The following is a 22,555-nucleotide window of genomic DNA, read 5'->3' on the forward strand; positions in this document are numbered from 1 at the left end:
TGCCGGGAAGTACAGGCCGGTTGAAAACAGCACGAACTTGCGCAAAGTTCAGCGTTTTTCCATAAAAACATTTTTCTCGTCTGCGTTCCGGCGTTGTTCACAGCCACGAGACCGAAAAACTCAGGCGCGTTCAGACAGCAGCGCCTGCTCGGCTACGGTCTTGCGGGCCTGATGCCACACCCGAATCAGCATGAAGACCAGCAGACTAAGCGCAAAAAAGAGTTGTCCTAACTCGGCCTCGCGCCCTGTGGGCAGATTCAACATGCAAAGCGTAGCCACCAGAAACCACGGGTACAGAAAAGCGGGGGGAAACTTGACCAGCCGCAGCACCTGCCGGTATTTTTTCAGCTTGCGGTTCCGGTACAGAAACGGCAGCAAAATGCCGTAGAGAAACAGCACCACCGTCACGACCGGCCGCGTTTTGACCAGCGACAGGAGGGGCGTTCCCGATACCCAATGCTCGTCGGCCGGGGCACTCAACGTCGCGGTCGATTCGGACGCGCTGACGAAATGCTGTCCCCAGTCAATTTCTTCTACCGCGGCCACGACCATCACGGCCGCAAAGGCTGCATAGAAAAACCGGCGGCGAATGGGGCGATACGTTACCGTCAGGGCCAGAAGCGCCGTCACGAACAACGTAACGGCCGTAATCCACTCAATCGGCTGGTCGTCTGCCAGCAACTGCAGGTACCACGCCCGGTGGGCCACCAACAGGTACGCGAAGAAGAGAAGAAGTACGGTGAAAACGCCGTGTACAATCGAACGAAATAGCATGGCTAAGTTGAGTTTGAGCAAAAAGTGAGCAATCAAAATACGTTAACCTAATATTACGCTTAAGTTACGCAAATGTTAACAAAAACTCTAAATCGCTGAAGATCTTCTTCTTAAGGCCATTGTTTCGGGATGCCTGCGTCTTGTGCTTCCTGGGCGGGGGCCGTGGTGTGCAGGTGCTGTAACAGTTGGTTCACGTCGTCTTCAAACTCGATGTAATAGTCTTCGTGCAGCTTGCTGAGCCGCTGCAACACGAATTGTGTGCGTTTTACCAGATAGGCCGAAATGGTCCGGGTACGCGACGTCGCCTTCCGCAAGTGATGCATCTGGTGCGCATAGACCTCGTTCAGCATCCGAAGGGTCAGCTCAATTTCGCCGTGTTTGTCTTTCGTGATTTTGGTATGGTAGGTAATCATCGCATTGACGCTGCGCATGTCCATCATCAGCCACCCGGGGCTGTAATGCTTGTCGTGAGCCAGCCGGTAAATGGCCCGCCCAATTTTGTCTTTCCGGTCTTCCAGACTTTCTTCCGACTCCAGCAATTCGAACTGCAACTGATCGACCAGCTTCTGATCGCGCGCCACCAGCCGCAACAGCAGCTTATCTTTTTCGTGCGTGGGCATGGCGCAAATGGCTTCCTGAAGATCTTTCGACAATTTGGGCATGGTGATGCGGGTAGAATGGGACATCTGTCGGAAGGTCTGTCCGAACCGCGAGTCCCGGTAGCGATGGAAATCGGCAAAACTACAGCCCAATCGACACAATCCGAAGAACTTATGGCATTCTGCACATAAGTTACCAACCCCACCGGGGCCGCTTCGTACAACGTTAGCATATCCTGCCTAGCAGGACGACACGAATCGAATTTACACTCATGATTACAACAACTTGGACACGTCGCCTGTTTGTGGCAGGAGCCGTGTTATTCGGATCATATCAGGTGGCTCAGGCGCAAGTTCAGCCCGCGCCTACGCAGACGCAGCCCCAAACCAACGACTATTCAGACGAAGAGTTGCAACAGTTTACGAAAGTGGCCCTCAGCGTCAACGACCTCGAAATGAACGCACAGGAGCAATCCATCGCGGCCATCGAAGGCGAAAACCTGGACATCGATCGCTTTAACGAAATTGCGGAGTATCAGCAACAGAACTTAAACGCGCAGGAAGAAGCCGCCCAGGCGGAGGTCGACACCTCTAGCGCCCCGACGGTCGACGAACTGGCCGCGTTCAACAAAGCCGGGCAACAGATCATGCAGATTCGCCAGGAGACGACCGAAAGCATGATTCAGGCCATTCAGGCCGGCGGCATGGCCCCGGAACGTTTTCAGCAAATCATGATGGCCTACCAGGAAAACGACCAGTTGCGTCAGCGCATCGACGCCATGCTGATGGAGCAAGCGCCGGAACCGCAGAAAGACTAACGAACTACCTGATTTTATTAGACAGAGCCTCGTCGGATCCCGGCGAGGCTTTTTTCGTGCTGCTCGCTCCGGATGCAGAGCATCAATTGCGCTCGGTTCCCTAACTTGACGTCGATTCCGAACCTGAAACGAAGTCATGGAAAACGCCCAACGCGAAATGACCCTCCGCTTTCTGGCCGAACCGACCGAAATCAACTTCGGCGGCAAGGTGCACGGCGGCACGGTAATGAAATGGATTGACCAGGCGGGCTACGCCTGTGCCGTCGGCTGGAGTGGCCGCTACTGCGTCACGGTCTACGTCGGCGGCATCCGCTTTTACCACCCCGTCCACATCGGCGATCTGGTCGAAGTCCAGGCCAAGCTGATCTACACCGGCACCACCAGCATGCACATCGCCGTCGACGTGCGGGCGGGCGACCCGAAAGATCCGCACATGAAAAAGACCACGCACTGCGTGATCATCTTCGTCGGCATCGACCGCGACGGCAAACCGGTGCCCGTCAACCGCTGGGAACCCAAATCAGAAGAAGACCAGTCCCTGCAGACGTACGCGCAGAAGCTGATGAACCTCCGCAAAAGCATCGAGGAGGAAATGCGGGAACACCGCGTGGAGTGAGAAAATTGCAAAGGGCAGATTGCAAGTTTCAGATGGGCTGGCACCAGAATCATGTTGGATGCGTAGTGATTCATCCACACTATTTCGGGCCAGGCCAGCGTGGCCCGGCTATAAGCTGAAGCCAATCCAAGAGCGACTGGGCGTTGGGTTTGAACAAGACCAAAAGCCCTCGAAAGACTGATTTTGAGAGATCACACCCTGAATGAAGTTTTCGACCTTGACTATGGAGAAGAAGCGATAAGGGACACGGTTGGTGGCAGATGGAGAAGGCAAAAAGTAGCGAAAGACGAAGCCTAAAAAATCACTTGGCATTAGCAGTCTCTCCTACTAAAGCAATAGCACTATCGACAATACGAATGAGCAGACACGCTACGAATCTGCAAGCTGCCAATTTGTAATCTGCAATTTTCAAATCTGCAATCTTTACTCCACCACAAAGTCGTAGCTGCCAGAGCCGATGGCGATCCGTGTCTTCCCGTTTTCCGTGGAGAGCAATTCGATCTCTTCGTAAGCGCTGAGGGGCTTACCGCCTTCGGTGATCGTAGCGGATTTACTGGCGGTGGGCAAATAGACCGTTGCGGTGGAGGAAACCGGGATTTCAACGTGCAGGGTAAAGCGCTTGCCTTCTTTTTTCCAGTCGCTGACGATCAGGCCGTAAGGTGAACGGTACTGGGCGCGGGCCGACGTTACATCGCCGACGGGTTCGGGACGGATCACGATCTTTTTGAAGGCCACCTCCGACGTATCGCGGCGGATGCCCCCCAGCCCTTCGTAAAACCATTCCATCAGGTGACCGAGCATGAAGTGGTTGTTGGATACCACCGGCAGCGCCTGCCACGATTCGGTGAGGGCCGTCGCACCGTGCGCCAGTTGGTAGCCGTAGCCCGGCACGTCGTCGCGGCTGTTCATGTCGAAAATCACGTCGGAGCGGCCCGCTGCGTCGAGCGTCTGCACCACATAGCGATAGCCCACGTCGCCCGCCGTCAGGGCATTGTTTCGTTTGCGGATGTCGCGCACCAAATTGTTCAGCACGCGCGGTTGATTGTTTGGTTCCACCAGCCCGACGTACAGCGCGATGGCGTTAGCGGTCTGGCTGCCCGTGGCGTATTGCCCCGTCTTAGGATGAAAGAATTTTCGGTTGAAGGCTTGTTTCACGTCGGCGGCGCATTGAGCATACTTCGTTGCGTCGGTTTCTTTTTTCAGCCGCTTCGCGATCTGGCTCATGATCGTCAGGTCATAATAATACATCGCGGTGGCGGTGACGCCCATCGGCGTGAGTTGCGAAAAGCCCGGGCGCTCCGGTCCCAGGTCGTACCAGTCGCCGAGGCCGTGGGTTAAGATGTTCCCCTCCGCTTTGGTCGCCAGGTAGTCGACGTATTGTTGCATCATCGGGTAGCTTTCTTCCAGCACGCGCTCGTCGCCGTACCACTGGTAGAGGTACCACGGTAGAATGACGGCGCTACTCCCCCACTCTGGCGAATCGCGGAACGGATCTTCGAACTGCACGTATTCGGGCACGATTTCCGGCACCAGTCCCGCGTCGGTCTGGGCCATTTTCATGTCTTCGATCTCTTTCCGGCAGAGGTTGGCGATGTCGTAGTTGTAGCGGACGGAACTGCCCATCAGGTGCGCTTCTTCCAGCCAGCCCAGCTTTTCGCGGTGCGGACAGTCGGTGAAGACGCTCACCATGTTGCTTTTGATCGCCCAATCGATGAGTTGGTCGGTCCGGTTGAACAATTCGTTGGACGACGTAAATTCCCCCACCCGCTCGGCGGCGTTGCGCGTGTGCAGCGCCCGCACGTTCACCAGTACCGGACGATCGTCAGGCTTGAGGTTCCCCTGCGGCACGCCGCCTTCCACCTGCATATAGCGGAAACCGTAGTAGGTGAACCGCGGCTGCCAGGTCTCTTCGCCGTCGCCTTTCAGGATATAGGTAAAGTACGACGGACTGCCCGTTGCTTTCTGGTTGGCCAGTCCCTCTTGGGTCAGGAGTTCGGCCGGAATCATCCGGATCGTGTCTCCCCGGTTGCCCCGAACGGTCAGTTGCGGAATGCCCGACATATTCTGTCCGAAGTCGTAGACCCACGTGCCGGGGGTCGGTTCGGTAAGGGTTTTGGCCTCGAAACGTTCCATGATTTTCAGCGGATCGGCCCGTTGGGCTTCGAGGCGGGGTGGTCCGTCGACGGTCAACGCATGTTTCCACGCCGCGTCGTCGAAGCCGGGGGTGTCCCAGCCGGGTTGCTCTTGCGTAGCGTCGTAATCTTCGCCACTGTAAATGCTGCTGAAGGTCGTCGGGCCGGGTGCGGTTTTCCACGACGGATCGGAGATCACGCTTTCGGTCGAGCCGTCGGCATACTCCAGTTGCAGCCGACAGATCATCTTCGGATAACCGAACGCGCCGGTCAGTTTGCGGTAGCGCTCGCGCGGAATGTAGTAGAAGCCGGTGCCGAGCATGACGCCCAACGCGTTGTCGCCTTCCTGCAATGCCTCCGTCACGTCGAAGGTGACGTACAAGGCGTGTTCGTCGTAATCGGTCCAGCCCGGATCAAGAAAATGGTCGCCCACCTTCTGCCCATTCATGCTCAGTTCGAAGTGGCCCAAGCCGGAGATGAACATCGTGGCTTTTTCCACCGGTTTGCTCACCGCAAATTCTTTTCGCAAGAGCGGCAGCACCACCTCGCCCTTGCCCCAGGCTTTCTTCCCCTTGCCGTGCGCCGCCGGCACAATCCGGTTCGAGTCGGGCAGCGCCTCGTAGCCGATCCACTGCGCGCCTTGCCAGTCTCGTTCCTGCATCAGGCCCATCTGCCAGGTAGCGGGCTCGCTCCAGTCGGTGACGTGACTGGCGTTGTCCCAGACCTTCACCTTCCAATAGTAGGTGCTGGCCGGTTGCAGCGGCACCCCGTCGACTTGGACCTGAATGGGGGTTTTGATGAACTGTTTTCCCGTATCCCAGATATCGCCCATGTTCCGCGCCAGTGCCTCGGGGCTACTCGCCACGATGATCCGGCACGCCTGCTGCTTGACGCCCCGCACGGTCGACGTCAGCTCCCAGCTTAGTCGGGGCTTCGGCGTATCGATGCCCAGCGGATTTTCCTTGTACTCGCACCGCAGCCGCTGTACCTGCAAGGTCTGCGCCTGCGCATCAACGACGTTCCACACGAGTAACAAGGGCAAGAAAAGGCGCAGCATGGGGTTTGTTGGTTAGGATATTGGTTAGAAAGTTAAAAGGTTGAAGGTTAAGAAGTTTATGCGGATGAGCTTGTGGTGCGATGTAGCGACGGAGTGGCCCGCCGCAGGGCCGCCTGGCGGGCGTTTGATTCCCTCGCTAGCCGACGGACCGCCTTTGCCAGATACCTTCGAGCGGTCCGACGTCACTCCTGCACGTTCTTTGTAGAGGAAATCCTTGTACTAAATACCATCTACCAACTACCTATTTTCCTTCTTCGCGGCTTCGCGGGCTTCCAGGCGTTTGTGCCAGGCTTCGCTTTCTTTGTTCAGGTCATAACCATCTTTTGAGAGGTTGTTGTTGATCCGACCTTTGTACTTTCCGAACCAGGCGTGCTTTTCGTTCGACGAGCCGGCGTCCATCGCGTGTTCGCGGGCTTCCACCAGGTTGTCCATGATCATCTTCTTTTGCGCTTCGGTCAGGTCGGGAATCATATCGAGAAACGCCGCGTAGGTTTTCGGCACCACGTTATACGTCATGCCGTCCTTCACCTGATCGACCTGTTCGGGCGTCAACTCTTTCGACAGATTGGCGATGTATTTCTTGTGCAGTTGTGCGGTTTCCTGTTTCGCCTTGGCTTCCAGCGCTTGCTTGCGGGCTTCGAGGGCGGCGGGTTCGTTCCCGGCCTGCGTTTTGGCTAGTTCTTTTTCGGCATCCAGCCCCTCGTCGATGCGGTTCAGGTCGCGGTATTGCTGGGCGATCAGGTCGCGGACACGGCGCGCTTTGGCCGGATCGTCGATGTCCATCTGGTCGACGATTTTCTGCGCACGTTCGTTCGTGACTTTGACGTATTCGGGATCGGCTTGCTGCGCGAAAACCTGGGTAACGGCCAGCAACAGGGCCAGCAACAGCGTGTATTTTTTCATAGCATATATCGTTTATGATTCGGAAGATTGAAAGACGGATTTCAGGTAGGCGGCGTTGGCCCCGTAGTTCCCCACCACGTCGCGGGTATTATTGGCGTCGCGCGACCGTTCGATGACGAGCCAGCCGCGCCAGCCCATGTCATCCAGCGTTTGCTTGACTTTCGGCATATCGACTTGTGGGTCGTTTTCCAGCCACACCCCATCCTGATTAGAACAGTGGATCTGGCAGATGCGGTCTTTGCCCAATGTCCGCAGTTCCTGGTGCAGGTCGCGGCCGTTTTGCAAGGCGTTGGCGAAGTTGAAGTAACTCTGAATGGCCGGTGAGCCGATGTCGTCGAGCAACGCGACTTCCCCCGCCGCGTCGAGTGCGGTTTCGATGCCGACGATCACACCCGCGTCTTCTGCCCGCTTCCCGACGTCCTTGAGTCGTTCCACAATGGCGGGGCGCAGTTCGGGATGTTGCACCAGATCGCCCTGCACGCCCAACGGCAGAAACGCCACCTTCACCTGCATGGCCGTCATCGTGTCGATCGTGTCCTGCACCATGCGGTAGACTGTCGGCCGTTCGGCGAACGATTGAGCGTAAAAGCCCGACATCGCGATGGACGAAATTTCCAGCTTCAGTTCCCGCGCTTTGTCGAGAAACTCCTGCCGCACCGCCGGATCGCTCAGTTTGCTGTCGAACGTTTCGCGGCTGCCCAATCCGCCCATGTCGACTTCCAGTCCGTCGGCTCCGATCTCTTTCGTACGTTCGAAGGCGCTCAGCTTCTGGCGTTTCAGGATCATCCAGTCACACACGGCGATTTTGTAGCGATCGTCGTCTGCCTCGGCCATTTTCCGGCTGGACGAACAGGCCCACAGCGGCAGGGACAGTACGCCACCCACCAGTAGGGAAGTCTTGCCCAGAAAACGGCGTCGGTTGAGGGTTGGGGAAAGTGGTTTCACAAAAGAGCTTACTCGGATTTGGAAGAGGCCGTCGGCCAGGTTTCGTCTTTGATCTCGACCAGTTTCAGTTGCGACGGATCGATTTTGACGTGCTTGATGCGCTCGCGCCGCCAGGTGTAGACGACATGAACCATGCCGTCGGAAGTCTGGATGATGGACGGATATGAGTACTGACTAATGGGCGAATCTTCCAGAATCAGCGCGGCGTACCACTTTTTGCCGTCTTCCGAGACGGACAGGTGGAGGGGCGTCCGGGGTCCTTTGATTTTGTCGCCGGGCGGCAGCACGTGGTTGTAGACCAGCAGATGCCGTCCGTCTTGCAGCGTCACGGCGTCCAGCCCCGAGTTGTTGTTGGGCAGCGAGGTCTTCTCCAGCGGCGACCACGTTTTGCCGTAGTCGTCCGACCACGCGTCCAGAACGGCACGGTGGCGGCTCCGCGCCAGGAGTTGCAATGTGCCGTTGCCGTGGTTCAGGATGGCGGGCTGAATGGCATCGTAGTCTTCCTTCTTGTTGATTGGCCCGATCTTTTTCCAGGTCTTCCCGAAGTCGGGCGTCACCTCAAAATGGACTTTCCAGCCGTCGCCTTCGGTGCTCGACGGGGCAATCAGGTCGCCGTTTTCCAACAACACCGGCTTGTTTTTTACCGGTCCGTAGAATCCTTCGGGCAGCGCCTTTTGTTCCGACCACGTCACCCCACCGTCGTCCGAGGTCCGTACGAATCCTTCCCAGTCGGACGGCTTCGGACCGATTTTGTAATAAAGTTGCAGCTCACCGTCGGGCACCTGGTAGAGCACCGGATTCCACGAAGGCAGGCGCGGGCTCCCGTCGGCCTGCACGCCGTTGGCGACTTCGACGGGCACGGTCCATTGATCGCCGCCGGTGGGTTTGCGACTCACCCAGATGCCGACGTCAGGGTTCCGTTCTTTCGTCCCACCGAACCAGGCGGCCACCAGTCCGTCGTTCGTTTCGGCAATCGTCGCGGAGTGGCACGACGGAAAAGGCGCCGTCTCGTAGATGAACTCGTCGACCAGAATGCCTTGCTTGTACGGCACATCCTGCGCCCCCGCCCGTTGCATGCCCACACACCACAGGGCGGCCAGGGCCACCCACTTTATCGTTCGCATATTGTCTGTTGTCTAGCTTATGAATTGCGCTGGCGATCGAGGCGCTCGCGCTCCAGACTCGCCATGATGAACGGCCCCGTTCCTTTCGGATCGTTGTCGCGAATCGTCTCCCCGACGTAGTATTCGTAGCTCCCGCTCCGGTAGGGATCGCCCCCCAGCCCGGCCACCGCGCAGCACTGCGTCAGCGAAATGGTCCCGTCCGGATCTTCCCGAATCAGTTCTTCCGTCAGGCCGTCATAGCCTTGGTCGGCCACCGCCAGGTACGAATCGTCGAGGTAGCCTTCGCGCACCGCCTTGTAGAGAAAGTAAGCGTACATGCTGCTGGCCGTCGCTTCGAGGTAGTTCCCTTCGCGGCCGCCCTGGTCCACCACCTGGTACCAGAGGCCGGTCGAATCGTCCTGGTACTTTTTGATGCCCTCGGCCACTTTTCGGATGACTTCTTCCACCTTCGGCCGGCCGGGATGATCTTCGGGCAAGTAGTCCATCACGTCCACGAGCGACATCGCAAACCAGCCGATGCTCCGGCCCCAGAAGTTCGGCGAAAGGCCGGTTTCCTTATCGGCCCATTCCTGTTCCCTGCTTTCGTCCCAGCCGTGGAAATAGAGGCCCGTTTCCGGGTCGTACATGTGCTGATCGACGAGGCGGATCTGGTTCACCACGTCGTCGAATAGGGCGGGTTCGTCAAACGCGGCGGCGTACTGCGCCAGGAACGGCGACCCCATGTAGAGGCCGTCGAGCCACATCTGATGCGGGTAGCGTTTCTTGTGCCAGAAGCCCCCTTCCGACGTCCGCGGGTGTTCGCGCATCTGGTCGCGCAGTGTGTCGAGCACCGCTTTGTAGCGCTCGTCGCCCGTCTCTTCATACAGGCGGAAGAGAATTTTCCCGGCGTTGATCTTGTCGATGTTGTAATCCTCGCGCTTGTAGTGCAACAGCGTGCCGTCGTCCGAGATCATCGTGTCGGCGTAGGCCTTCACGTAGTTGAAGTACGTCTCGTCGCCGGTTTCCTCCCACAGGTCGAGCATCGCTGTGCCGACCAGCCCCTGCGTGTAGCCCCAGTTGGGCCGCGACGAGAAATCGAGCATCCAGGCTTCAGGAAAGCGTTCCATTTCGGAGTGGGCCATCTGCACCGACCAGGGTGCGTCGTCGGTCACGGCCTGCGCCTGTTCCTGATCGGCCGTCTCTTTTTTCGCGGTTTCGCAACTGCACAACCACGCCGTAGCGCTGAGGGAAAGGGTAAGAAGAAAGGGTTTTAGCGTCATCTTGAAATAGAATTGGTTCCGGTTCATGGGTAGAGAACCCGTTCCGGATCGGACATACTGCCTCCGTTTTGGTAGTAAGGCGCGAAAGGAGATTATACCCTTTGCAGGGGAGTTTTGTCAAGAACAGAACGGGGGCATTGTCGTCCGGCCAGGATCTCTGTTCGCACCAAGCGGATTTCTCGTTGCTGGTAAAAGGCCCTTAATAGGATGACAATCCAGTAGAAGCGATCTCGGCGCTTGTCATCTCGACCGTAACCTAGTGAAGAGAGAAATCTTCTACCCTTTGAAGAAAGATCTCTCACGTGCGTTCGAGATGACATGCTGAGGCGATGACGGAATGTGTGGAAGGGACCAACTACACTTCTGGTCTACGCACGGTCCGGGGAGGTTTGCCAGAGGATTTTTCCTTCCAGGGCGGCCAGGGTACTTTTCTTGTAGGTGCGGCTGATGGGCAGGCTGACGTCGTGGACCTGAAGCTGCTCGGCGTTGTAAGATTGGATTTTCGTGCGATTGACGAGGTAGGAACGGTGGATGCGGAGAAACGAAGCGGGGAGCCGCTCCTGCAATTTGCTGATTTTCTCTTTCGTGATCAGGGGCTTTTCGGCTTCTGTGGTGATGATCTTCACGTAGTCGCCCATGCTCTCCAGGTAGGCAATCTCGTCGCGGACCAGCGGAACGGTTTTGCGGTCGACGCGCACCTGTAGAAAGTTCTCCTCCTGTTTGACCTTGTCTTCTTCGAACGTCTGAATGAGACGCTGGCTGCGAAACGCGCGGCGCGCCAGTTGGATGAATCCGTAGAGAAACACGATGCAGTAGAGCGTCAGCGCCAGCACAAACACGTTGGAGGTCACCGGGTTCATGTTCTTATACTGGTAATTGGCCAGGTACATGAAGGTCAAGGTAACGACGATCATTTCGAGGTAGAGCGAAACGACCAGCATGTAGACCGAGTAGAGGATGAACTTCAGGAGCTTCTTTTGAAACAGGAAACGCGGGGCTAGGTATTCGTTAAAGAAGTACGACGTCCCCACGACCACCGGCAGCAACATGGCAACAAAGTAGAACGACTCCAGGTAACTCCCGCCCGAAACCCCGAAAATGAACGTCAGTACCAGGAGTACGGCGACCCAGAAAACGACGTGGTGGATGTGTTTCATGCTCCGGCTTTTTGCGTTAAAAATGCCCCTTGTTTCGGATTGGAGGGGGAAAAGTCGTTGAACGACAGGTTTTCGACCGGATTCTACATTGACACGCGCGGCCCCCACGCCCTAGCTTTGGTGCATTCAATTACCTAAACTTAAATCTAGCATGCTTGATCTATTTTTCGAAGGCGGCATCTTGTTTATGGGGATGTTGACCCTGGTGTTTTTCATCATGGTCGCCACGGCGGTCGTGGTCGGCCTGCCCATCTTCACCCACCAGGTAAGCCACGTCGCCGCCACCCGCCATCGGCTGACCTATGTAAAATCTGTCGGGTTGTTTGCGCTGATCTTCGGGATGTTCGGACAACTGCTGGGGTTGTACGACGCCTTCAAGGCCATCGAACAGATCGGAGCCGTTTCGCAGGCGATGCTGGCGGGTGGCCTGCGCGTGTCGTCCATCAGCACCCTGTACGGCTTTTTTATCTTTCTACTGTCTTACCTGATCTGGTTCGGGCTGGAAACTGCCCTCAACCGGAAAGTGGCTGTGGAGTGAATGGAAAGCACACAAGAGAAACTGTCCTCTGTGTAGAGGAAGTGAGTTCTATAATCCTGCCATGCCAGTGAAGAGAAATCGCTTGGCGTGAGAAAAGATCCTTTGCAGGATGACAAACCCCTTGCTATCATGCTGAACGCATCTTTTGGCACGTGAGGTCGCCTTCGGACTAGCTACTCCTCCTTTTTCCCTTTCAGCCAGATGGCGTACGAATAGGCTTCGGATTCCGGGTCGGGTTTGGCAGAAGCATCCCGGTACCAGATGCCGAGGTTCGCGAAGGGGAACATGCGCAGGTCGAAAGATTGGCCGTTTTTCAATTGCAGCGGCACGACGTAGCCCGGACCGAGCATGTCGTCCTGCGGCGTGGCGACCGTTTCCAGCGTGGCGGGATCTTGCAGGACAAACGCTGCTTCTTCCATCATGCTGTGCGGACGCTGCGCGGTGTCGCCTTCGTACCAGAGGTTGTCGGCGACGTAGACGATGGGGCCGCGCAGCAAGGCGTACGGCGGATTGGGATCGGGCTTGGCGGGATAGGGTTTGCGGTCGCTGACCTCCATGTGGTGTTCACGTTGTACCCAGCGTAGCTCCATTGGGAGGTGCAGTTCGATCCGGTCGCCGGGTTTCCACTTGCGGGTCAGCGTGGCGTACGTACCCGGTTGGATGCTTTTCACCGCTTTGCCGTTCACCGACAGTTGCGGCGCTTGACACCACGCCGGGATGCGGATCTTCACGGTGAACCGGGTTTTCTGTTCCGGGCTGATCTCCACCACCACGGTTTCCTCTTCGGGATAATGAGCGGTCTGCGCGACCTGGATCGTCCCTTTGCCGTTCAAGTCTACCGCCGCTTCGGTCGGCATGAACTGGTTGATGTACAGCGCATCGTCGCTGGTAGCGTAGAGAAACGCGGGCAGCATGGACAGCAGACGGTGTCCACTCCCTGTGCAACAATCCGGTCGGCGGAAGTAGCCTTCGGGTTTGAAGCCGTTCGGCGGGGTGTCGTAGCGATTGCAGGTGCCGTCGGCGGCCTGCGCGGCAAAGACGTGGTTCCAGAGCAACCGCTCCATCGCGTCGGCGTATTTCGTGTCGCCGGTCAGTTCCAGCAGGTACTGCGACAGTTGCAGCCACGACATGGTGGCACAGGTTTCGACCATCTCACCGGTCAGGGGTTTGAGGTAGTCGCGTTCGTAGTGTTCACCGACCGCCACGCCGCCCGTGATGAACATTTGCCGCTCGGCGACATCGTCCCACACCCCCGCCACTTTCCGCAGGTACGAAGCATCGCCGGTGAGTTGGTACATCCGCAGCAACCCGAGGAAATTCATCTGAAACGTATGGGCGTGGACGTACGGCTGAATGTCGTTGACGTCCATTGTGCCGTCCGCTACGCTGTCCAGCTTGGAGAAGGCATCCCAGCCGCTCCACTTGTCGAGGTTCCCGATCACCCACTGGCTCCAGTCGAAGTAGCGCTGCTCACCCGTCAGTTGGTAGAGCCGCAGCATCGGGTCGATCAGCAACGATCCTTCCCACGAATAATGGAGACTATGCCCTGCCAGGTCGGAGTGCTTCGTGCCCCGGTAGGTCTTCCCGACGTTTTCCGGGTAGCGGTCGTCGGTGGGCCAGAATTCGGCTTTGCCCGGCCCGATGTATTTCACAAAGTAGTCGGCCAGGCGTTCGGCGGCTTGCAGGGCGCGCGGCTCCTGCCATTGCTCGTAGGCCGTCATCAGCGCGTGGTGCAGGAAGTAGAGTTCGTAGGCGTCCATGCCCCGCAGCGGCTTTTCGGGCGTACGCACCTCCGGGTCGGTCGCCCCCACGTAGCCTTCCGGTTCCTGCGAGGCGATCAGCCGGTCGACCATCTCGTGCACCTTGGCGTCCAGTTGGGCGTCGCCCGTCCGCAGCGACGTCCAGACCGACGACTCGATCCACTTGCCGGGTTGCTCGGCCTGTTTCCAGTCCCAGCCCCGGTGCGTTCGCTGCTCCAGGAAGCCGACGTATTCTTCGATCGGAAACTGTTTCAGGTACTGGTCCTTGTTCTTCTCCAACCGGTTCCCCACAAACCCACTGATGGATTCAATATGGGTAATGGGAATGGCCCGCTCGACGCGAGGCGCTTTGACGACAACCGCACCGCTATCCGAGACTTCCTGCGCCTGCGCGGCAGTTACTACGCAACAGGCGAGAAAAAACGTTAAAAATCCTGGCAGATAGCGGCCTTGATAATGCTTCGTAGCGACGGGTTTAAACCCGTCGCTACGAAGCATTGCATTGTTATTTTGCTTTCGCATCATGATTTTATTTTTCAGTCGGCGGAGGGCGGACAGTAAACTGTGTTCAGCCCTCTGGCACCTTCCTCTATTTCCCTCCCCCGGCTTGGGCGCGGGCATCGGGCGCAACGCCTGCCTGGGTCTGGAACGACTCGATGAAGTAGACGGCTTCTGGGATGGGTTCTCCGGCGCGGGGCAGGTCGTACATCTGGTCGGTGGGTGTGTCAGCGGTGGGGAAGTAACGGCGGTCGCCGGTGCGGAAGGCAATGCGTTCTACGGCCGCAATCGGCGCGAAGAAAATCTGCCGGGTTTCCTGTTTGCCGTTGACGTACACGGTGTACAGGCGCTGGTCGGTGTCGAGCGTGACGCGGATGTCGTACGCCTGATTGGGCTGATAGTCCATGATTCCTTTTTGCCGGTAGCCCGCCTTGGTGTAGAACGTGCCGTCGGGATCGAATTGCAACCGGATAGCCGCCGATCCCTCCGCGTCCAGAAATTCGATCTGCAACGAGCCTTGATCGTTCTGTGCCGGGATGATCGTAAAGTCGGCGGTCAGTTGCTTTGACGCCGGAATGACGCGCTCGGCTTTTCCGTAATCGAACCGATCCTGGTCGTGCAGCGCCAGCATCCGCTTGCCGTCGTGCGACTCGATCTGGGTTCGGGCCAGTTGCGGACTGAACAAATTCCACTGGTTCAACTCCTCCCCTTCCGGCAGTTGGTTGAACACCTCGTTCGGATGTTCCGTGGCGGTGGCGGTAACCGGTACCGGAATGGACGCCACCCACATGTCTTCTTTGTTCATGCTGTACGTCACCCAGAGATTCCCGTCGGGCGGCGTGCCGTTGCCCTCCACGATGCCGCGCACGTACTGCGGGCCGTACGACTTGTAGTTGCCGCCGTAGCGCATCGGCGTGATTTCGCCGTTCACCAGCCACAGGTGATCGTAGGCCAGTCCGTCGTCGCTCGTCGAGATCGCCAGCGGCCAGCGGAATTCGGAAGGATTGTAGACCGTCGCGTACTTCCCGTCGGACGTGCGTTGTCCCCAGATTTTGGCGTTGCTGTTCACGAATTGGGGCGCACGCGTCGGGCGGTACAACCAGGTTTTGCCGCCGTCTTCGCTGATGGTGGTCAGCGCGTGTTTCCACAGCCCGACCACCCGGTCATCGGGCAGGTGATAGAAACTGAAGGCTTTGTATTCGCCTTTCAGGGGAATCAGCGGATCGTCGCGGTCGGCCTCTTCCACCCACTGTTGCATCATGAGCGGACTGTCCAACAGCTCTTTGCACGCCTTGACGAAGCCTTTGTCTTTGCTTTTGGTAAAGAACGGATACTCTGACTTTTTCGGGTCCCAGGTGGAGTTGTAGCGAATGAAGTAGACCGGGCCGAAGCTACCGTCTTTTTTGATCTCGCGAACCACCCGCCCCACGCCTTTGCCGTCGTTCGGATCGTCGCGCTCGTCCAGGGCCAGCCCGTAATAGCCCAGCGACAGCAGACGGTCGTTCTCCGACACAAAAAAGCTCATCCGCTGGTGCATGACCGCCGTCAGGTCTTTCGCCACCCCTTCTACTCCTTCTTTCGTGGTACCGTCCGGAATGGGGTACGGCGGAAACAGAATGTCCGGCTCCGACCACGTATCCCCGCCGTCTGCCGAGGTAATGAGCAGCGACTGGCTGGGCGGGATGTGTTCCCCAACCGGATCGCTCAGGTAGGCCAGGAAAAACGTGTTGTTCCAGTACGCCAGGTTCGGCGCATGGTTGTAGGTCCAGCCCCCGCCGTTGGCCTTGGACGGATTTTCCCGGTTGGCGTGCAGCACCTGGATGTTGTGCACCCCGATAGCCGGCCGCAACTGTCCGTGGTGGTAATCCACGTTGGAGAGCGTCGAACCCACGTAGTGAACGGTGTCCTGTTGCGCCACGGCCGGGCTCAGCGCCAGGCTACCGAGTGCCAAGGCCAAAACTATATGTTGAATGCGATTCATGATCTGATTCGTTTACGTGGAGCGCTTTATTCGCTTCACCTGATTTTCTGAGTACAATTTCCTCTGCGAGACTCCGCGCGAACATCCGCGAAACGCTGCGAGCACTCTCTTCCTCACTGCCCCGTTTTCCGGGCGGCCTCCTTTTTCAGTCCTTCCAGAATTTCCGCCGAGGCTTTGAAGATGGTGCCGTGCTTGTGGCCTTCGGGTACGTCGATCTGATCGGTCACGTCTGTGAAGGTTTCGAAGTCTTTCGTCTTCATCGCCCCGTAAATTTTCTCCTGGTACACATCATAGTAGATCAGCCATTCGTCGCCGAGTTTGACGGTCGTCGGCCCTTCGATGAAGTTGCCCGTGAACGGTTCGGTCACGCCCTCGTACGGCCCCAACGGATCGTCGGCAAAGGCCATTTTCAGGTTGCGATTCGGACGGGTGTTGTCTTTGAGCACCAGCGCATAATCGTCCGCGGCGCGCTTCACAATGACCGCATCGATCACGCTGAAGCCGGGGTCCAGAAATAGCTTGGCGGGCGAAAAAGACGTGAAGTCTTTCGTCGTGGTGTAGTACATCCGGTGGTTATTCTTCTCGTCTTCGATGCCCCGCTCGAATCGGTAAGGAATCGTCGAGGCCCAGATGGTGATGTACCGCTCCTGCTCATCGTCGTAGAACAGCTCCGGTGCCCAGACGTTGACGGTTGAGGTGTCATATGCCATGACGTCGATGAATTCCTGGTCTGACCAGTGAATCAGGTCTTTCGAATGCGCGTAGCCGAACCCCAGGTCGCCGCGCCAGCCGGTCGTCCAGACCAGATGGAACGTGCCGTCTGGCCCGCGCACGATGGAGGGGTCGCGCATCAGCTTGCTGTCGCCGACTTGGGGGGTCAGGAACGTACTGTCCAACCGCGTCCAGTGGTAACCATCTTCGCTGTACAGCAGGCGTAACCCGGCGTCGGCCGGCTCTTTGAACGAGGAAAACAGATAGACTTCCTTTTCAGACTGGCAGTGGGCAAAGAGCAAAACCAGTGCGGCTCCGACTACCCACGTCTTCGCTCCGTTCAGGAACGTCCACGGTCGTGTCCAGTGACGGTTTCGTGCTATCGATGATGCCATCCTTACTCTTCTACCGAATCCAGAATCAACACCCAGTCGTTGCCGTCTTTGGGTTCGCCGGGCGGGTCGAAGGCATGCGTCCCTTCGTTGGCAAACGTCCCGATTTCCGTCTCTTTTCCGTCGCGCGGGCTGTACCACGTCGCCTTCACCTGGTCGCCCTTGAGCTTGCCCAGTTGTACCGGAATGTTCTTCCCGTTGTAGGTATAAATGAAGGCGTAGGTTTCGCCACGCGTCGCAATCTGCCGGTCGTACTGCTCGCCCGTTCCCCCGGCAATCAACGATTGATCAGGCACCCGATCGAAATAAGGCCGCGACAACATCAGGTTTTTCAGGTAGACCATCTGCCCCGCACCCGGATCGTCGAGGGCTTTGTCCCACAGCACCGTAGCGCCATACGCCGAACCTTTGTCATGCGGGCCCAGCATCTGCATCACCGAATTGTTGCCATACGTGTAGCCTGCCGCCCCGGCAAACACGGCCCAGTAGCCGTAGCGCCGCACGTCGGCGTCGTTCCAGAGCGGCTCTTTCGGGTCGTGTAGTCCCTGCGGGATGCCTTCGTACGAGGGTTCGCCGTCGATGGTCGGCTTGGTCGGTTTCAGGTTCCATTCCGTTTCCACGTAGCGCCAGTTGTCTTCGCCATACCGAAAGGGTTCGCTGGCGATGGTGTCCTGATCGTAGCGGCGGTGCCCCGACTGGAACATGTTGAAATCGAGCCAGAGGGCGTCGTGAAACCAGAGCGACGATTGCGTCCGGCCGCGCGGATGGAAGGTAATGAGGTGATGGGGATCGTGTTCGCGGAGGTTCTTGCCCAGCGTCTGCCAGACCTGAATAGAGTCGTCGCCGCGGATGTCGCCGCCGTTCAGCCAGATCACATTCGGACGGTCGCCGTAGCGATCGGCCAGCCATTCGGCGTAGGTCGCGGCCTGTTTCGGACTGACGCCCCCCGCCTTTACGTTCGAGCCCCAAACGGGCACCATCGCCATGTAAATGCCTTTTTCGGCGGCGCGGTCAACCGTATAATCAATGTGGTCCCAGTAGTCGTACTGCGCCGAATCTTCAAAACTGCTGCCTTCCGTCACGTTCGGGCGCGACACATCTTTGTCGATCAGAGCGGTATCGCCGTACACGTTCACGGCCCCGAGCGAGTGCAGCATCATCACCTGCACGACATTGAAGCCCTTCTGTCGGCGGTTTTCCAGGTAGGTTTCGACCTGATCGCGGTCCAGCTTGCTGAACAGCAGCCAGCCCGTGTCGCCCAGCCAGAAAAACGGTTCGCCGTCGGCCTGTTGCAGAAAATGGCCGTTGTCCGAGACACGAAGTGCGCTTTTTTCCGCAGTCGCTTCGGTAGAAGTGGAGTCAGCAGACGTCTGGTCTGCGGTTTCGGGAGAAGCGCACGCCGCGGCGAGCAGGATGAGAAGCACCAGCGTTATCACGCTGAGCGCATTCACGCCGAGCGCATTCACGCTGAGCAATTTCATGCTGAGTGTACTGACGTTATGCGCTTTCAAAGGGTGTTGCATAGAGGAAATGAGTCCGTTTGAGAATGGAGCCGTTACTTCGAGGAGAGACATGCCGGAAAGGGGATGTACTCTATGGGAATCAAAAATCTGATCACCGCCGGGTGACCCACGCGATGGCGCCTTCGGTCGGCGGCGACGGCAGGGTGACTATGCTCCCCCCTTTGATTTTGCCCTCCTGCGGTAGCACACATCCGTCTGCCGGATTGATCCACCGCACCCGGAAATTCCCCTTGATCGCCTGCAAATCCAGTGATAGCGGTTCCGACGCCCAGTTCCACACGACGTATTCTCCTTGCTGCGCGTTCGCCAATGCCCAGGCGTCGGGGTTGGGGAGGGCCAGCGGCTGCAAGCCCGCAGCATGCTGCAACAACTCGGCATTGGTGGTGGCGGGCAACGCGGCCAGCGAACCGCCGCCCATGAACACGCCCCACCCGAAAACGTCCCAACCGTCGGACGAATAGAGGACCGCTTTGTCAGGGTACCGTTCCCGGTACTCCCGCACGGCCTGATAGGTCGCCTCCAGCGTGCGTTTCGGCGCTTTCATCTGGCGGGCGTGTTGCCGGGGGGCCAGGTTCTTTCCGCCTTCCGGCGCGTAGAGGACGCTGTTTTCTCCGTAGCGCCAGTAGCGAATGTCGATCACGTCGACCACCGCGGCGCGTTTCGGATCGGCCAGAATCGCGTCCTGCACATCTTTTGTGGTGCTGAGCGCGATGGTGGCGTCGTGTCCCGTTTCTTCCTGCCACGCCTGCACCACGTCGAGCCAGAACTCGACGAAGTGGAGCGGTCCGGTGTATTCGGCGCTGATAAACTGAATCACGTTCGGCGTCCCGACGAAGTTGTCGAGGCACTGCCGGATGTAAGCCCGGTGGAGTTCGCGACGCACCGGATGCGCGATGTCGTAAAACTGCTCGGCCAGGAAGATGCGCTTGTCACCCGCGTAGGGCGGCGGCTCAGGAAAATCGGTCTCGTTCACGTTGTTGGCCGGCCGCCACGGCGAATCGGCCCAGTGCGCGCCCGCCTCCAGGATGTTGTGCTGGAAGTAATTCTGATGGAACAGCACCAGCCCGTTCTGTGCGGCCAGTACGGCAAACTGCCGCAGGCGACTCCAGTACCAGGGATTGTATTTCGTGAGGTCGTATTTGCTGAGTTGGTCCCAGGCGGCCCCCTGTCCGCTCCGGGCAAAGGGTTGCTCGTAGAACGGTGCCCAGACTTCCGGGTTCATGCGGCGAACGCGCTCGTGGTCGTCGCGGCGGCGTTCGTACCAAAGACCGTAGTTGTGGTCGAGGGCGACAATGTTACGGCTGACCATCGTATCCACGACAGTCTGCAGGTCATCCGTCCAACCCGTCCCGACGCGGCCTGGCACCCAACGCGTCACGGCCGGTTTTGCCTTTTGCGCGTCGTAGTAACGGATGTTGCCGCGCCACCACGGTACGGGCATCTGTCGTCCGGTCATGAGATGGTCGCCCTGCACCAGCCAGCCGTTTTTCAGTTGCATCGGTACGGCCTTCGTCACTTGCTCTTTCGGCAGACGCAGCTTGAGTTGTTCCCACGTTTTGATGCCTTTCCCATCCGTGGGAATGGGATTTCGTTCGGGGGCCCGGCTGATCCACTCCGGGAGCAAGACCAGCGGTTTACGCGCCAGCGCATTCAGTTCGGCGGCCTCTTCGAGGGTCGGGCTCGTGAGCCCTTCCGACTCCATCGGTAATAGCTGCGCACGGGTGCCCGCTTCTTCGCCCAGCCGCTCTTCCAGCTGTGCGTAGTAGAGACTCCGGGGGCGGATGTGGCTGTTGACTTCGTGCCAGTAGCCGTGCCCGGCAAATTGTGACCAGACGCCAAAGGCCCAGTTCTGTGCCGTCGGCGGACGGAAGCAGTCGATGCGGGCGGCGGAGCATTGCCAGAATAGACTGTTGGCGGCGGTCCACCCCGCGCCTTGTTCCTCGCTCCAGCGGTTGCGAAAGCTCAGGGCCTCGCCGTCGACGCTGACCACGTCGAATAACACGCCCGACGCCCAGCTATCGATGGCTCCGCTGAAGCTGTACGGCAGCGACGATGTGCATTGCACAAAGGCATTCGGCCCGGCGGCCATGAAGCCTACCGCAAAATCGTGGTAGCCGTGTTCGGCGTACAGGCGCTGAAATAAGGTCTGTTGCCCTTCGGTCCAGAAGGTATAGCGTCGCTGCCCCCCGATTTCGGAGACGGGTTCGAGCGACTGGCAATCTTCGACGGTAATGCGGCTCCCGGTGCGCCAGACCGCCACAGCCGAACCGGCAAAATGTTCGAACACCACCTGCCGCACCCAGGCGTCCCGCACGTTTTCCAGCGTGATCGCCATCCAGCGGTGTGCTTCGTCTTTAGGGTTGTTTTCGTCGTAGGTGGACTGTAATCGTAGATTTTCGATCCCCACCTGTTCGATTCGTCCCAGCCAGGTGTACTTGGCCACGGTGCCGCCGCCATAGTGGGCGTCCAAGGCGGTGGTCAGCGGCGCGTCCAGCGTCAGTCGATTGCCCTCGATGGCGGTAATTTCCCGATCCCAGACCACGTCGCGTTCGCCGGGTTTCCAGCCGATCCAGCCCGTTTCGCCACCGAAGTCTTCCATCGCCAGTGCCTGAATCCACGTCTCGGTTGATGGACGACGGACCTGCACCTGATCGCCCACGCGGAACGCTTGCGGACGTTTCACCTGCACCTGCATCGCACCTACCGGTACATAACCATCCGTAACCGTCACGGTCTCGCCGAGTTGCCGGTCCTCTTCCCCCGCCACACGGAGCAACGTCTGCCGGTCCAGTCCGGCCCCGACGACGACAGTGCCGTCTTCACCCATGCCGCTGCCGCGCAGCACTACGCCCGAGGCATCCATCCGCAACGCGCCCTGTACTTCGTAGCGTCCCTTTTCCAGCAACACCGCGCCCCGAATCCCATCCGGGCCGGGGCGTAAAGCCGCGACGTAATCGAGGGCGGCCTGAATCCGGGCGGTCGCGTCGCCTGCCTGTGGCGACACCACCACCTGAATCGGTACGTTCGGAAGGGGTTGCACCGCGCCCTTGTACCCGGCGTAGGAGAAATCGGGCACACGGTTGCCCAGCGAATCGGGCGTATAGACGAGTTTCCCATCCGGTCCCGGCCAAACCGGGATGTCTCCCTCCTGCGCCGCGGCAGTCTGAACTGCCAGCGCCAGGCAAAGGGATGAAACAAACGTGGAGCGTTTGCAAAAGACGCTCCACGGAAAATGACTGATCAGATTCAAAATACGAGTGTCTTGGGTGAAAACCGTTACTCCATCAGGCCATTTTTGGCGAGGGTGTCAGTGTTGTTTTCAGGCTTCTTCCAGTCGATCTTTTTGGTGGGGTCCATGCCGTTGATGTAGGTCTCGATGTTGGTGTAGCCGTCCCCGTTCAGGTCCTGCACTGCGTCCGAAGCATCTTTCGGGTTCAGCTTGTACTTCTTCTCCCACTTGTCGGGCATGCCGTCCCCATCCGAATCCTTATAAGGCTTGCCCTTATACTCTGGATAGCCCCCCACCTGACGGATGTCGGTGATGATGCCCTGCTTGTAGGAGTCCTTGGCCAGCCGCCGGTGCTCGAACTGGTAGAACTCGTCCGGATCGACCTCCTTGTTGTAGTCGGTGATCTGACCGGTGCGCACCTGTTGGATCACCCGCTGATCCACCGCATCCCGCCGGGGCAGGGTTGCTCCCGCGTTGTCCAGCACGTAGGCATACGCCTCTTTGGCTGGCATCACCGTCAGCTCCGGCATCGGCAGCGG

At 58.4% G+C, this 22,555-nt stretch carries 16 protein-coding genes and 1 pseudogene; 3 read left to right on the forward strand and 14 right to left on the reverse strand.

Going from position 1 to position 22,555, the window contains the following annotated elements:
* Positions 1-120 precede the first annotated feature (120 nt).
* Positions 121-774 (reverse strand): hypothetical protein, encoded by a 654-nt coding sequence (locus tag BLR44_RS21925; protein ID WP_143017414.1) that lies wholly within the window; start codon positions 772-774, stop codon positions 121-123.
* Positions 775-884: 110 nt separating this feature from the next.
* Complete coding sequence (locus BLR44_RS21930; RefSeq protein WP_245706138.1) at positions 885-1,460, reverse strand: hypothetical protein; 576 nt, start codon at positions 1,458-1,460, stop codon at positions 885-887.
* Positions 1,461-1,645: 185 nt separating this feature from the next.
* On the opposite strand from BLR44_RS21930, the gene BLR44_RS21935 reads away from it, so the two are divergent.
* Entirely contained in the window at positions 1,646-2,191 is a 546-nt protein-coding gene (locus BLR44_RS21935; protein ID WP_089686176.1) for a DUF4168 domain-containing protein, read from the forward strand.
* 136 nt (positions 2,192-2,327) lie between these two features.
* Positions 2,328-2,807, forward strand: coding sequence for an acyl-CoA thioesterase (locus tag BLR44_RS21940; protein ID WP_089686178.1), 480 nt, complete (start codon positions 2,328-2,330; stop codon positions 2,805-2,807).
* A 423-nt stretch (positions 2,808-3,230) separates the two neighbouring features.
* Here BLR44_RS21940 and BLR44_RS21945 read toward each other — a convergent pair whose 3' ends face one another.
* From BLR44_RS21945 to BLR44_RS21970, 6 genes are all read right to left on the reverse strand, one after another.
* Positions 3,231-5,996: a family 78 glycoside hydrolase catalytic domain gene (locus BLR44_RS21945; protein ID WP_089686180.1), complete on the reverse strand. Its 2,766-nt coding sequence runs from the start codon at positions 5,994-5,996 to the stop codon at positions 3,231-3,233.
* Positions 5,997-6,233: 237 nt separating this feature from the next.
* Complete coding sequence (locus BLR44_RS21950; protein WP_089686182.1) at positions 6,234-6,899, reverse strand: DUF3826 domain-containing protein; 666 nt, start codon at positions 6,897-6,899, stop codon at positions 6,234-6,236.
* Between the two features lie 12 nt (positions 6,900-6,911).
* Complete coding sequence (locus BLR44_RS21955) at positions 6,912-7,844, reverse strand: sugar phosphate isomerase/epimerase family protein (RefSeq protein WP_245706139.1); 933 nt, start codon at positions 7,842-7,844, stop codon at positions 6,912-6,914.
* A gap of 8 nt (positions 7,845-7,852) precedes the next feature.
* Positions 7,853-8,968 carry a sialidase family protein gene (locus tag BLR44_RS21960; protein WP_089686184.1) on the reverse strand — a complete coding sequence of 372 codons (1,116 nt, stop codon included), beginning with the start codon at positions 8,966-8,968 and terminating at the stop codon, positions 7,853-7,855.
* Positions 8,969-8,985: 17 nt separating this feature from the next.
* Entirely contained in the window at positions 8,986-10,227 is a 1,242-nt protein-coding gene (locus tag BLR44_RS21965; RefSeq protein WP_245706140.1) for a glycoside hydrolase family 88/105 protein, read from the reverse strand.
* A 368-nt stretch (positions 10,228-10,595) separates the two neighbouring features.
* Positions 10,596-11,384: a LytR/AlgR family response regulator transcription factor gene (locus tag BLR44_RS21970; RefSeq protein ID WP_089686186.1), complete on the reverse strand. Its 789-nt coding sequence runs from the start codon at positions 11,382-11,384 to the stop codon at positions 10,596-10,598.
* A 151-nt stretch (positions 11,385-11,535) separates the two neighbouring features.
* On the opposite strand from BLR44_RS21970, the gene BLR44_RS21975 reads away from it, so the two are divergent.
* Positions 11,536-11,922 carry a MotA/TolQ/ExbB proton channel family protein gene (locus BLR44_RS21975; protein WP_089686188.1) on the forward strand — a complete coding sequence of 129 codons (387 nt, stop codon included), beginning with the start codon at positions 11,536-11,538 and terminating at the stop codon, positions 11,920-11,922.
* A gap of 173 nt (positions 11,923-12,095) precedes the next feature.
* Here the strand turns inward: BLR44_RS21975 and BLR44_RS21980 are convergent, their stop codons facing one another.
* The 6 genes and pseudogenes from BLR44_RS21980 to BLR44_RS22005 all read right to left on the reverse strand — a co-directional run.
* Positions 12,096-14,180: a glycoside hydrolase family 127 protein gene (locus tag BLR44_RS21980; RefSeq protein WP_089686190.1), complete on the reverse strand. Its 2,085-nt coding sequence runs from the start codon at positions 14,178-14,180 to the stop codon at positions 12,096-12,098.
* A 91-nt stretch (positions 14,181-14,271) separates the two neighbouring features.
* Positions 14,272-16,161: a sialidase/neuraminidase family protein gene (locus BLR44_RS21985; RefSeq protein ID WP_143017415.1), complete on the reverse strand. Its 1,890-nt coding sequence runs from the start codon at positions 16,159-16,161 to the stop codon at positions 14,272-14,274.
* 113 nt (positions 16,162-16,274) lie between these two features.
* Positions 16,275-17,267: a glycoside hydrolase family 43 protein gene (locus BLR44_RS21990; RefSeq protein WP_143017416.1), complete on the reverse strand. Its 993-nt coding sequence runs from the start codon at positions 17,265-17,267 to the stop codon at positions 16,275-16,277.
* 2 nt (positions 17,268-17,269) lie between these two features.
* Positions 17,270-18,745, reverse strand: coding sequence for a glycoside hydrolase family 140 protein (locus BLR44_RS21995; protein WP_089686192.1), 1,476 nt, complete (start codon positions 18,743-18,745; stop codon positions 17,270-17,272).
* Positions 18,746-18,878: 133 nt separating this feature from the next.
* A complete protein-coding gene (locus BLR44_RS22000) occupies positions 18,879-22,037 on the reverse strand; it encodes a DUF6298 domain-containing protein (protein WP_089686194.1) in 3,159 nt (1,052 codons plus the stop codon).
* A 26-nt stretch (positions 22,038-22,063) separates the two neighbouring features.
* Positions 22,064-22,555: pseudogene (locus BLR44_RS22005) on the reverse strand (polysaccharide lyase); the annotation flags it as partial.

It is taken from the genome of Catalinimonas alkaloidigena (assembly GCF_900100765.1).
In the GTDB taxonomy this organism is placed as follows: Bacteria; Bacteroidota; Bacteroidia; order Cytophagales; family Flexibacteraceae; genus Mooreia; species Mooreia alkaloidigena.